This is a genomic window from Kitasatospora sp. NPDC059462 (assembly GCF_042749955.1).
GTDB lineage: Bacteria > Actinomycetota > Actinomycetes > Streptomycetales > Streptomycetaceae > Kitasatospora.
The window spans coordinates 1-11521 of record NZ_JBHYUU010000156.1 but is presented as its reverse complement, the minus strand read 5'-3'; the positions used below and the strand labels follow the sequence as shown (position 1 = coordinate 11521).

Here is an 11521-nt window from a genome sequence, read left to right as displayed (position 1 = left end):
CTCGACTATCTGGTCGAGGTGACCGAACTCCCCCACGTCACCATCCAGATCCTGCCCTTCCGCTGTACCGAGTACGTCGCGGGGCCCTCCCCCGTTCCGGACCGCCCCCGAATCCGGCCCGCCCCGATGAAATCCTCTCCCCTCCCCGGTCAGTAGCGCGGTCTCACCTCGATCACCAGCCCCGCCCCGTACCGGGCCAGGATCTGCGCGCGGGCCGCCTCGACCTGCTGGGTGATGACGATCAGCCCGGCACCGTCCGGCGAGATCCAGACGTCGGTGATCGTCACGTTCCGCTGGGCCCAGTAGCCGGCGTCCGTGGACTTGATCCGCTCCGCCACGGCCTCGTAGGACTTCCGCGAACGGGCCACGTCCACGAACTTGAGGGTGACGCCGGAGTGCGGGACGGCCTTCGCGAGCGCGATGTCGAGGTCGCTCCCCGGCGCCCGCATCACGTAGACCGTGTTGGTCGTCCAGTCGCTGCAGGCGCCGAACCAGGAATCCGGGTACATCCGCTCGCCGAACCGCCTGACCGCGTTGGCCACCACCAGGCTGCGGCGGATGATCTGCTCCAGCTTGGCGGTCATCTCCGGGGCCGGGGTGTCCCACGACCCGTCGTCGCCGGACGGAAGCGGGGGAGTCGGTGCCAGGCCGTGGATCTGCTCCCAGGTGTACTCGCGCAGCGAGGCGGGCCCGCCTCGGCAGACGCCTGACAGCCCGCCCGGGTCGTCGTCCTCCGGTCCGCTCTCGCCGCCCCAGGCCGGCACCGGCCGCCCGGCGCCCGCGAAGGACTCCAGCTGCGTCAGCGCCCCCACCCCGACCAGCAGCACCACCGCCCCCGCGGCCACCCGGCGCAGCAGCCCGCGACGGGCCCGGCGCCGTCCCGCGCTCCGCAGCTCCGCCAGCGGCGGCCGGCCGCCGGACAACTGCCCCGCCCGGGCGTCGAGGCGGACGACGAGTTCCTCCTCGAACGCGTCCGGCTCCGGTCCCCTCCCCTCACCCCTCATGACACACCATCTCCCGTACCGGTGCCAGCTCCTGCCGAAGCGTCCTCATCGCGCGCGCCAGGTGGGTCTTGGCCGTCGCGGTCGAACAGCCGAGCTCCTCGGCCACCTGGGCCACCGGCAGGTCGACGTAGTACCGCAGCACCACCGCCGTCCGCTGACGGGGCGGCAGCGACCGGAGCGCCGCCTCCAGCTCCTCGTCCCGGGGGTCCGCCGCCGCCACCGGGGAGTCCGGCAGCAGCGGCGTCAGCACCTCACGACGGGTGCGCCGCCAGCGCGAGACGTGAGTGCGGACCATCGCCCGGCGGACGTACGCCTCGGCCGCGCCCGGCTCGCGGATCGCGCCGCGCCGCACGTACACCCGGGACAGGGCGTCGTGCAGCAGGTCCCGCGCGTCGTGGATGTCCCCCGTGATCAGGAACGCGCCGCGGAGCAGCGCCTGGTACCGCGCCGCGACGAACTCGTCGAACGGATCGTCCCGCCGGGCGTCTCCGGTGAAGCCCCCCGGCCGCATCGATTCGCGCTTCATGCCAACCAGACGCACCGGCGGACGGAAACGGGTGACACGTCCGGCGAAAAAAACCGGAGGGGCCGGGGACCGATCAGCTCGGTCCCCGGCCCCTGCGGCACGATCGCGCCCTCACTCCCCCGCGGCGCCCGCGCGGTGGCGCTTGACCCACAGGGCCGCGCCGCCGGCCGCCACGACCAGCCCGCCGCCGACGGCCAGCAGGCCCGCGTCACCGCCGACCGAACTGCCGAGCACCGGACCGAGCTGCGCCGAGACGGGCTCCGGGGACACCACACCCGGATCGGGTTCCGCGATCGGGTCGGCGTGCGCCGCACCGGCCGCGCCCAGCAGCATCCCGGCAGCGCCGAGCGCGCCCGCGGTGCCCAGCGCACCCACCGTGCCCACCCGTCGTCCGAGCTTCCCCAGCCGCACCACCCGGATCCGCCGAAGGCGCCGGACCGGCCGCAAACTCCGCATCGAGAACTCCCCAACCCGTTCGCGTACTGGCCCGACGCTATCCGATCCGCACAGGTTTCTCACAGGTATTCAGGTTTGGCCGACCAAGAGTTGTACGACTGTTGCGCAGCCGGACCACCGCCCTTCCCCCGCGGGCGGCCCTGACCGCACGTCAGGAGTTGTACGACGACTGGGCCCGCTCCAGGCCCTCGGAGAGCAGCGCCTCCACCGCGTCCGCCGAGCGGTCCACGAACCACTCCAGGTCCTTGCGCTCGGTCGCGGAGAAGTCCTTCAGCACGAAGTCCGCGACCTCCATGCGGCCCGGCGGACGGCCGATCCCGCACCGCACCCGGTGGTACTCGGGGCCGAGCGACTTGGTGATGGACTTCAGCCCGTTGTGGCCGTTGTCGCCGCCGCCGAGCTTCAGCCGCAGCGCCGCGTAGTCGATGTCCAGTTCGTCGTGGACGGCCACCAGCGCGGAGACCGGCGCCTTGTAGAAGTCGCGCAGCGCGGTGACCGGGCCGCCGGAGAGGTTCATGAACGACTGCGGCTTGGCGAGCACCACCCGCCGCCCCGCCAGCCGCCCCTCGGCGACCTGCGCCCGGCTCTTGTGGGCCTTGAACTTCGCGCCCATCCGCGCGGCCAGCAGGTCCACCACCATGAACCCGATGTTGTGCCGGTTGCGGGCGTACTGCTCCCCGGGGTTGCCCAGCCCCACCACCAGCCAGGGCCCCTCGTACGATTCGTCGTTCATCCCACCGCTCCTCGTGGTCATGTTCACCGCCATCATCCCGGACACGCCGCTGCCCCGGCCGCTCCAGCGGGAGCGACCGGGGCAGCGGTCCGGACTGTGCGAGAGGCTCAGGCCTCGGCGCCGGCCTCGGCCTCGGCGGCCTCATCCTCGGCCGGGGCGGCCTGGGCGGCGATGACCTGCAGCACGACGGCGTCGGCCTCGACGGCCAGCGAGACGCCGTTCGGCAGGGCGATGTCCTTGGCGTGGACCGAGGCGCCGGCCTCCAGGCCCTCGACCGAGACGGTGACGGCCTCGGGCAGGTGGGTGGCCTCGGCCTCGATCGGCAGGGCCTGGAGGACGTGCTCCAGCAGGTTGCCGCCCGGGGCCAGCTCGCCCTCGGTGTGGACCGGAACCTCGACGGTGACCTTCTCGCCGCGCTTGACCAGCAGCAGGTCGACGTGCTCGATGGTGCGCTTGATGGCCTCGCGCTGGACGGCCTTCGGCAGCACGTACTCGTCCTTGCCCTCGATCGGCACGACCAGCAGGGCGTTCGGGGTCTTCAGGGCCATCATCAGGTCGTGGCCGGGCAGGTTCAGGTGAACCGGCGCGTGGCCGTGACCGTAGACGACACCGGGGACGAAGCCGGCACGGCGGGCGCGACGGGCGGCACCCTTGCCGAACTCGGTACGGGTCTCGGCGGCAAGGCGGATCTCGGACACGACTGCACTCCTCGTGAAAGCTGGCGCGGGGGTGCAGGCAACGCGAAAAACCGCCGGGACCACACCCTCATAACGTTCGGGGGTCACTCGGCGGCGCACGACCTCTGCCGGGGCCCGGGATTCCGGAGCCGGCAGCGCGTCGATCACGGAGCGGGCACCCGCGGAGCGGGCACACGGCATCCCTCGCCGAGCAGTTTCACGAGTCTAACCGGAGCGGCGCCCTCTCGCGAAATCGGCCGCGGCCCCGGTCCGCTGGGAACCGGGGCCGCGCACACGGGGCTTGGTCAGTGCACGCCCTCGAAGAGGCTCGTGACCGAGCCCTCCTCGAACACCTCGCGGATCGCGGCGGCGATGGACGGGGCGATCGACAGCGTGGTGATCTTGTCCAGCTGCAGCGAGGCCGGGGTCGGCAGGGTGTTGGTGAACACGAACTCGCTGACCCGGGAGTTCTTCAGGCGGTCCGCGGCGGGGCCGGAGAGCACACCGTGGGTGGCGGCCACCAGGACGTCCGCGGCACCGGCCTCGAACAGCGCGTCGGCGGCGGCGCAGATCGTGCCGGCGGTGTCGATCATGTCGTCGACCAGGACGCAGACCCGGTCCCTGACGTCGCCGACGACCTCGGCCGACAGGATGGTGTTGGCCTGGGTCATGTCGCGGCGCTTGTGGATGATCGCCAGCGGCGCGTCCAGCCGGTCGCACCACTGGTCGGCCACCTTGACCCGGCCGGCGTCCGGGGAGACCACGGTGAGCTTGCCGCGGTCGACCCGCTCGCCCACGTAGTCGGCCAGCAGCGGCAGCGCGAACAGGTGGTCCACCGGGCCGTCGAAGAAGCCCTGGATCTGCGCGGTGTGCAGGTCCACGGCCATCAGCCGGTCGGCGCCCGCCTGGCGCAGCAGGTCGGCGACCAGCCGGGCCGAGATCGGCTCGCGGCCCAGGTGCTTCTTGTCCTGGCGGGCGTACCCGTAGAACGGCAGGATCGCGGTGATGCTCCGGGCGGAGGCCCGCTTCAGAGCATCGATCATGATCAGCTGCTCCATGATCCACTGGTTGATGGGAGCCGTGTGGCTCTGCATCACGAAGCAGTCGGCACCGCGGGCCGACTCCAGGAAGCGGACGTAGATCTCACCGTTGGCGAAGTCCAGGGCCTTGGTCGGAACCAGTTCGGTCCCCAGCGACGCGGCCACCTCCTTCGCCAGCTCCGGGTGGGCACGGCCGGAGAAGAGCTTCAGCTTCTTCTCGCCCGACGTCGTGATCCCGCTCACTGCCACCGTCTCCTCGCGTTGCTGACGCCGATCCCGTCCGTACCGCGGGCAGGCGTCCGCCAGCCGGCGAGAGGGGTCGGGGAATTGTCGGTACGCCTGGACACGGGCGGTAGGCCCAATGGCGCACGTATGACCCCAAGGTTACGCGCCCGCTCGCGAACCGTCCGCCTCGGGACCGTCCGCCGGACCTCCGCCCGCCGGCTCAGGCCTCCGTCGCGGACCGCTCGTCGCGCTCCGTCGCGGCCTGTGCGGCCTGCGCGGACGTGGTGCCCGCGCGCTTGCGCTGCACCCAGCCGGCGATGTTCCGCTGCTGGGCCCGGCCGACGCCGAGGGCGCCGGGCGGAACGTCGCTGGCGATCACCGAACCGGCCGCGGTGTAGGCGCCGTCGCCCACCGTGACCGGCGCGATGAACATGTTGTCGGATCCGGTACGGCAGTGCGCACCGATGACCGTGCGGTGCTTGTTGACCCCGTCGTAGTTCACGGTGACGGAGGCGGCGCCGACGTTGCTGCCCTCGCCGATGGTGGCGTCGCCGATGTAGGAGAGGTGCGGGACCTTGGCGCCCTCGCCCAGCTCCGAGTTCTTCACCTCGACGTAGGTGCCGACCTTGGCCTTGCGGGCCAGCCGGGCGCCCGGGCGCAGGTACGCGTACGGGCCGGCGGCGGCGTGGTCGCCGATCTCGGCGCGGTCCGCCGTGGTGTTGCTCACACGCGCCCCGGCGCCGATCCGGGTGTCCTTGATCGTCGAGTTCGGGCCGACCTCGCAGCCCTCGCCGAGGTGGGTGGAGCCCTGCAGCTGGGTGTTGGGCAGCACCACCGCGTCCGGCTCGTAGGAGACCTGCACGTCGAACCAGGTGGTCGCCGGGTCCACCACGGTCACGCCGGCCCGCATCGCCCGCTCCAGCAGCCGGTCGTTCAGCAGCCGGCGGGCGTGGGCGAGCTGCACCCGGTCGTTGATGCCGAGGATGTCGCGGTAGTCGTCGGCGACCACGGCGCCCACCCGGTGCCCGGCCCGGCGCAGGATCTCCAGGGTGTCGGTCAGGTACTCCTCGCCCTGCGAGTTGTCCGTGGTGACCTCGGCGAGCGCGTCCGCCAGCAGCTTGGCGTCGAAGGCGAACACCCCGGAGTTGATCTCGTCGATCGCCCGCTGGGCGTCCGAGGCGTCCTTCTCCTCGACGATCGCCGCGACCGCGCCGTCCGCCTCGTCGCGCAGGATCCGCCCGTAGCCGAACGGGTCCGGCACCACCGCGGTCAGCACGGTGACGCCGTTGCCCTGCTCGGTGTGGGCCGCGGCCAGCGCGCCCAGCGTCCCGCCGGTCAGCAGCGGCGCGTCGCCGGTGGTGACGATCACCGTGCCGTCCAGCTCGATCCCGTCGGCGGCCAGCGCCTCCAGCGCGGTGCGCACCGCGTGCCCGGTGCCGTTCTGCTCCTCCTGGACGACGGCGCGGGCGCCCGGGTGATGCGCCGCCAGGTGGTCGGCCACCTTCTCCCGCATGTGCCCGATCACCACGACCAGCTGGTCCGGCGTCAACTCCTCCGCCGCCGCCACCGCGTGGCCGACCAGGGACCGCCCGCACACCTCGTGCAGCACCTTCGGGAGGCTGTTCGACTTCATCCTGGTGCCACCGCCGGCGGCGAGGACGACAACGGCGGCAGGCGAATTGGCACTCACGGGGGGAGGCTCCTCATTCGGTGACACGGGGGAGGGCAGAGCAGCCGGCGACGGGACCCGCACGTCAGCGCCCTGGCCGCTTCGAGGATAGTGCGCGGAGCATGGCCGCTCCTCCGCCCCCGGGGGGCCGCCGCGCGTCGACCGCGGACCGGCCCGGGCCGACCGGCCCGCAGATGGCTCCCGGAGGAGGATTCGAACCCCCATAAGCTGGACCAAAACCAGCTGTCCTGCCCTTAGACGATCCGGGACCGGCGCATCCGCTCCCGTTCCGGGGGGCGCGCTCCGCCAAGAGTACGGGGTATGGGCCGTCACATCTACCTCCTCGGCCCGGCCCACCGGGGGCCCCGCCGGGATCCGAATGTCATCCATCCAGTCGGGTGAATTCACTCAAGCGCCGCCCGGCGGCGTATTCCCTCGGTGGCGGAGCGCAACCTACGATTCCGTAGGTTACGCCAACGTAGCTTCCGTCCTCTCCCCCCTCAAGGGACGCCCATGACCATCCAGGCCGGCGAGGCGCACGCCGATTCCGCGCGCCCCCTCGACTCCTCCGCCCCCGGACCCGACGCCCCCGCCCCGTCCACCTCCCCGGAGTCCTCCCCGCAGCAGCTCTCCGCCACCCGGGGCGGGGAGCGCCAGGGCGCCGCCGAGCGGATCGCGCTCGCGCTGTTCATCGCCGTGCCCTTCGCCGCCCTGGTCGCCGCCGTCCCGGTGGCCTGGGGCCGGGGACTCGGCTGGACCGACGTCGCGATCGCCACCGTCATGTACTTCCTCACCTGCCACGGCATCACCGTCGGCTACCACCGCTACTTCACCCACGGCGCCTTCAAGGCCAACCGCCCGCTGCGGATCGCCCTCGCCGTGGCCGGCTCGCTGGCGATCGAGGGACCGCTGGTGCGCTGGGTGGCCGACCACCGCAAGCACCACCGGTTCAGCGACAAGGACGGCGACCCGCACTCGCCCTGGCGCTACGGCGAGAGCGTCCCGGCCCTGCTCAAGGGCCTGTGGTGGGCCCACATGGGCTGGCTCTTCGACGAGGAGCAGACCCCGCAGCTCAAGTACGCGCCGGACCTCGTCCGCGACCCGGCCATAAGGCGGATCTCCCGGCTGTTCTGGCTCTGGACCGCCCTGTCGATGCTGCTGCCGCCGCTGGTCGGCGGGCTGGTCACGCTCTCCTGGCAGGGCGCGCTGTCCGCCTTCTTCTGGGGCTCGCTGGTCCGGGTGGCACTGCTGCACCACGTCACCTGGTCGATCAACTCGATCTGCCACGCGGTCGGCCGCCGGCCGTTCCGCTCCCGGGACCGCTCCGGCAACGTCTGGTGGCTGGCCGTGCTCTCCTGCGGCGAGTCCTGGCACAACCTGCACCACGCCGACCCCACCTCGGCCCGGCACGGCGTCCTGCGCGGCCAGATCGACTCCTCGGCCCGGCTGATCCGCTGGTTCGAGCTGGCGGGCTGGGTCCGGGACGTCCGCTGGCCGGACGCGCAGCGGATCGCCGCCCGCCGCGCCGCATGAGGGCGCGCCTGCAGCATGATGTAGGGGTGAACGGGAGCAGCGCAGACAGCACAGGCGGCCACCAGAGCACGCGGACGGACGCCGCGCCCGGTCCGGCGCAGGCCCGTCCGCGTGCCGCCGCCGGGCCGGACGACGCTGCGCCGGCGCCGCGCCGGCGGGGTGGCCGGGTGCGGATGACCGGCAAGCAGCGCCGGGAGCAGCTGCTGGAGATCGGCCGCACGGTGTTCGCCGAGCGCGGCTACGACGGCACCTCGGTGGAGGAGATCGCCGAGCGGGCCGGGGTGTCCAAGCCGGTGGTGTACGAGCACTTCGGCGGCAAGGAGGGGCTCTACGCGGTGGTGGTCGACCGCGAGATGCAGCTGCTGCTCGACATGGTGACCGGGGCGCTGACCGGGGGGCACTCGCGCGAGCTGCTGGAGCAGGCGGCGTTCGCGCTGATGGACTACATCGACACCTCGACCGACGGCTTCCGGATCCTCGTGCGGGACTCCCCGGTGGCCCAGTCGACGGGCACCTTCGCGTCGCTGATCAGCGACATCGCGACCCAGGTGGAGGACATCCTCGGCCTGGAGTTCAAGGCGCGCGGCTTCGACGCCCGCCTCGCCCCGATGTACTCGCAGATGCTGGTGGGGATGGTCGCGCTGACCGGCCAGTGGTGGCTGGAGGTGCGCAAGCCGGAGAAGGCCGAGGTGGCCGCCCACCTGGTGAACCTGGCCTGGCACGGCCTGGAGGGGATGGAGCGGCACCCCAAGCTGGTCGGCGAGCGCAAGGCCTGAGCGCCGCCGGGGCGCGGCGCGCCTCAGGCCCGCTTCACGCCGACGGCGAAGATCCGGCGGAACGGGAAGACGGTGCCGTGCGGCCCGGCCGGGTAGGCCTCGCGCAGCAGCGCCCCGTACTCGGCGAGGAAGGCGGCCCGCTCGGCGCCGTCGCCGAGCCGGGTGAGGACGGGCCGCAGGGCGGTGCCCTTGACCCACTCCAGCACCGGGTCCGGCCCGGTGAGCAGGGTGCAGTAGGTGGTCTCCCAGACGTCGACGGCGCAGCCCGCGGCGGCGAGCGCGTCGAGGTAGGCGGCGGGCTCGTGGACGCCGGACCGGGTGGCGTCCTCGCCGACGACGGACCGCCAGCGGGGGCTGCGGCGCAGTGCGGCGAGCGCCGTGTGACTGGGCGAGCCGAAGTTGCCGGGCACCTGGAAGGCGATCACCCCGCCGGGTTCCAGCGCCTCCGCCCAGCGCGGCAGCAGCTCGATGTGCCGGGGGACCCACTGCAGGGTCGCGTTGGAGACGATGGCGTCCGGCGCCGCCTCCGCCGGGTCGTAGTCGGCGGCGTCGGCGAGCAGGTAGTCGGCGGTGGGCTCGCCGTCGGCACGGGCGGCGGCGAGCATCTCGGCGGAGTTGTCGACCCCGGTGATCCGGGCGGCGGGCCAGCGTTCGCGCAGGACGGCGGTGGAGTTGCCGGGGCCGCAGCCGATGTCGAGGACGGTCGGGGCGGGTTCGTGGGGGACGGCGGGCACCCGGGCGAGCAGGTCGTGCAGCGGCCGGGTCCGTTCGTCGGCGAAGCGCAGGTACTGCTCGGGGTCCCAGACGGGAGCGGGCACGGGGGCCTCCCAAAGTATCTCGACATCAAGATATCCATGCCAGCTTCGGTACTGGATTTCTCGATGTCAAGAGACTTCACATCGACACAACCCCCGATACACTGATCGTCATGGAGGACGAGGTCGATCGGCTGGTCGCAGCATGGCGCAGAGAGCGCCCCGACCTCGACGTGGAACCGCTCGAAGTGCTCAGCCGGGTCAGCCGGCTCGCCCGCCACCTCGACCGCGCCCGCCGGACCGCCTTCGCCGAGCACGGCCTCGAACCCTGGGAGTTCGACGTCCTGACCGCGCTGCGACGGGCCGGCTCCCCCTACCAGCTCTCCCCCGGCCAGCTGCTCACCCAGACCCTGGTCACCTCCGGCACCATGACCAACCGGATCGACCGGCTCACCGGCAAGGGCCTGGTCAAGCGGCTGCCCGACCCGGACGACCGGCGCGGCGTCCTCGTCCGGCTCACCGACGACGGGCGCGACCGCGCCGACCAGGCGCTCGCCGGGCTGCTCGCGCACGAGCGCGAACTGCTCGCCCAGCTGACCTCCGCCCAGCAGGGCGAGCTCGCCGGTCTGCTGCGGCAGCTGGTCGCGCCGTTCGACAACATCCCGTAGCCGGCGGCGTCGCCCGCGCCCCCGTCCGCACGCCGCAGGGCCCCCGCCCGGCGGGCCCGACGGCCCGGGCCGCGTTCGGGTACGACGGGCGGGCGGATCAGCCGGCGCCCGGAGCGGTGGACGTGGCGACCGACGACGGGACGGCGGGAGTCACGAGCTCGGACGGGCTGACGCCCGCCCGGCGGGCCACCGCGACGGCGGCCAGGGTGGAGTGCACCCCGAGCTTGCCGAGGACGTTCTGCATGTGCGTGCGGACGGTGTGCGGGGAGAGGTAGAGCCGCTCGGCGACGGCCTGCCGCCCGAGGCCCGCGACCATGCAGCGCAGGATCTGCTTCTCCCGCGGGGTGAGCGTGTCGACCAGGCGCTCGCTCTCGGTGCGGTCCCGGCGGGCCGTGGTGAGCTCGCGGATCACCCCGGTGAGCAGCGCGGGCGGCAGGTGGGTCTCGTCCCGCAGCACGCCCCGGATCACCGCCAGCAGCCGGGCCAGTGAACTCTCCTTCGCCACCCAGCCGGTGGCCCCGGCGTGCAGGGCGCGGGCGGCCCGCTGCGGGTCGTCGGCGGTGGCCAGGACGATCGCCCGCAGACCGGGGTGGTGACGGCGGACCCGGGCCAGCAGGGTGATGCCGTCGGGGACCGGGGCGGCGGACGAGGAGGCCGCCGGGGGCGCGTGGGGAGCGGACGGGGCCGCCGTCGCGGGGTGCGGTTCCGCCGGGTACGGGCCGGCCGGGCGCGCGGCCGGGTGCCGGGCCGCGCCGCCGGGGGAACCGGCCGGGCCGGTGGCCGGGGCCGCCGGGGGACGCCGGGGGGACGGCAGCGCGGGGGCCGGGCGGCGGCGCAGCGCGTCGGGCGGATCGGCACCCGGCTGGCGGGGCTTGCGCGCGGCCCCGGACCCGCCCTCGGCCACCCCGAGATCGGCGTCCACCAGGACCACGTCGAACGCCCGCCCCTCGGTGGCGGCGCGCTCCAGCGCCCGCTCCGCGGCGGCCGCGCTGCCCGCCGCGCCGACCTCGACGTCGGGCTCGGCGGCGAGCGCCGCGGCCAGTGCCTCGGCGAAGATCCGGTGGTCGTCGACCACCAGGACGCGGATCCGCCCCATCGTCACTTCCCCCCTGCTCAGCTCCGGGCTCGTCCGGGACGGCGCGCCCCACGTCCCGCCGCCGCCGTCCGGGCGCGTCCTGCGCCGGCCGCCTCCCGGGCATCCGGAAGGACCGCGGTGCCGGCCCCCACCGGTACCGGAATTCAGCGTACGGGGTACGCGCCGACTCGGTGGGGATTCGGTGAAGTTTCGTCAGGAGGTGCGAATCCGGACCGACTTGATGCCATCGGCCGCTCCGCCTCCGGTGAGCGCCGGCCGCCGGAACACCGAGGGAGGACACGCCGAGGGGGGAAACGCCGAGGGGGGAAACGCCGAGGGGGGAAACGCCGAGCGCCGCCCGCTTCCGTCCGGACGGAAGGGGGC

12 protein-coding genes and 1 tRNA gene are annotated in these 11521 nt (G+C 73.6%); 3 read left to right on the top strand and 10 right to left on the bottom strand.

Translation table 11 applies throughout. The features are described 5' to 3' along the window. Positions 1–149 precede the first annotated feature (149 nt). From ACFXAM_RS29785 to ACFXAM_RS29750, 8 genes are all read right to left on the bottom strand, one after another. Complete coding sequence (locus tag ACFXAM_RS29785) at positions 150–1004, bottom strand: hypothetical protein (protein ID WP_380295895.1); 855 nt, start codon at positions 1002–1004, stop codon at positions 150–152. After that, positions 994–1530, bottom strand: coding sequence for a SigE family RNA polymerase sigma factor (locus tag ACFXAM_RS29780; protein ID WP_380295893.1), 537 nt, complete (start codon positions 1528–1530; stop codon positions 994–996). Before ACFXAM_RS29780 ends, ACFXAM_RS29785 begins: the two co-directional genes overlap by 11 nt. 111 nt (positions 1531–1641) lie before the next feature. Next, complete coding sequence (locus ACFXAM_RS29775) at positions 1642–1986, bottom strand: hypothetical protein (RefSeq protein ID WP_380295891.1); 345 nt, start codon at positions 1984–1986, stop codon at positions 1642–1644. 151 nt (positions 1987–2137) lie between these two features. Then, the gene (pth, locus tag ACFXAM_RS29770) at positions 2138–2719 is read right to left on the bottom strand and encodes an aminoacyl-tRNA hydrolase (RefSeq protein ID WP_380295889.1); all 582 of its coding nucleotides are present in this window, start codon (positions 2717–2719) and stop codon (positions 2138–2140) included. 107 nt (positions 2720–2826) lie between these two features. Next, positions 2827–3417, bottom strand: coding sequence for a 50S ribosomal protein L25/general stress protein Ctc (locus tag ACFXAM_RS29765; protein WP_380295887.1), 591 nt, complete (start codon positions 3415–3417; stop codon positions 2827–2829). 284 nt (positions 3418–3701) lie between these two features. Next, positions 3702–4679, bottom strand: a complete 978-nt coding sequence (locus ACFXAM_RS29760) for a ribose-phosphate diphosphokinase (protein ID WP_380295885.1) — start codon at positions 4677–4679, stop codon at positions 3702–3704. Positions 4680–4881: 202 nt separating this feature from the next. After that, positions 4882–6351, bottom strand: coding sequence for a bifunctional UDP-N-acetylglucosamine diphosphorylase/glucosamine-1-phosphate N-acetyltransferase GlmU (gene glmU, locus ACFXAM_RS29755; protein WP_380295883.1), 1470 nt, complete (start codon positions 6349–6351; stop codon positions 4882–4884). A 174-nt stretch (positions 6352–6525) separates the two neighbouring features. Further along, positions 6526–6599 (bottom strand) — tRNA-Gln (locus ACFXAM_RS29750). A 244-nt stretch (positions 6600–6843) separates the two neighbouring features. Here ACFXAM_RS29750 and ACFXAM_RS29745 point away from each other — a divergent pair. Further along, the gene (locus ACFXAM_RS29745; RefSeq protein ID WP_380295881.1) at positions 6844–7863 is read left to right on the top strand and encodes an acyl-CoA desaturase; all 1020 of its coding nucleotides are present in this window, start codon (positions 6844–6846) and stop codon (positions 7861–7863) included. A gap of 173 nt (positions 7864–8036) precedes the next feature. Further along, positions 8037–8639, top strand: coding sequence for a TetR/AcrR family transcriptional regulator (locus ACFXAM_RS29740; protein ID WP_350551889.1), 603 nt, complete (start codon positions 8037–8039; stop codon positions 8637–8639). 23 nt (positions 8640–8662) lie between these two features. On the opposite strand, the gene ACFXAM_RS29735 is transcribed toward ACFXAM_RS29740, so the two are convergent. Continuing rightward, positions 8663–9457 carry a trans-aconitate 2-methyltransferase gene (locus ACFXAM_RS29735; RefSeq protein ID WP_380295878.1) on the bottom strand — a complete coding sequence of 265 codons (795 nt, stop codon included), beginning with the start codon at positions 9455–9457 and terminating at the stop codon, positions 8663–8665. 110 nt (positions 9458–9567) lie between these two features. On the opposite strand from ACFXAM_RS29735, the gene ACFXAM_RS29730 reads away from it, so the two are divergent. Continuing rightward, positions 9568–10062: a MarR family transcriptional regulator gene (locus ACFXAM_RS29730; RefSeq protein WP_320435994.1), complete on the top strand. Its 495-nt coding sequence runs from the start codon at positions 9568–9570 to the stop codon at positions 10060–10062. A gap of 97 nt (positions 10063–10159) precedes the next feature. Here ACFXAM_RS29730 and ACFXAM_RS29725 read toward each other — a convergent pair whose 3' ends face one another. Further along, on the bottom strand, positions 10160–11158 hold the full coding sequence (locus ACFXAM_RS29725) for a LuxR C-terminal-related transcriptional regulator (RefSeq protein WP_380295877.1): 999 nt from the start codon (positions 11156–11158) through the stop codon (positions 10160–10162). Between the last annotated feature and the right edge of the window lie 363 nt (positions 11159–11521).

Excerpts from the sequence above, each read along its gene's own strand:
- ACFXAM_RS29725 (WP_380295877.1), bottom strand. The coding sequence starts at position 11,158 with ATGGGGCGGATCCGCGTCCTGGTGGTCGACGACCACCGGATCTTCGCC.
- ACFXAM_RS29775 (WP_380295891.1), bottom strand. The coding sequence starts at position 1,986 with ATGCGGAGTTTGCGGCCGGTCCGGCGCCTTCGGCGGATCCGGGTGGTG.
- pth (WP_380295889.1), bottom strand. The coding sequence starts at position 2,719 with ATGAACGACGAATCGTACGAGGGGCCCTGGCTGGTGGTGGGGCTGGGC.
- ACFXAM_RS29740 (WP_350551889.1), top strand. The coding sequence starts at position 8,037 with ATGACCGGCAAGCAGCGCCGGGAGCAGCTGCTGGAGATCGGCCGCACG.
- ACFXAM_RS29730 (WP_320435994.1), top strand. The coding sequence starts at position 9,568 with ATGGAGGACGAGGTCGATCGGCTGGTCGCAGCATGGCGCAGAGAGCGC.
- ACFXAM_RS29785 (WP_380295895.1), bottom strand. The coding sequence starts at position 1,004 with ATGAGGGGTGAGGGGAGGGGACCGGAGCCGGACGCGTTCGAGGAGGAA.
- ACFXAM_RS29780 (WP_380295893.1), bottom strand. The coding sequence starts at position 1,530 with ATGAAGCGCGAATCGATGCGGCCGGGGGGCTTCACCGGAGACGCCCGG.
- ACFXAM_RS29745 (WP_380295881.1), top strand. The coding sequence starts at position 6,844 with ATGACCATCCAGGCCGGCGAGGCGCACGCCGATTCCGCGCGCCCCCTC.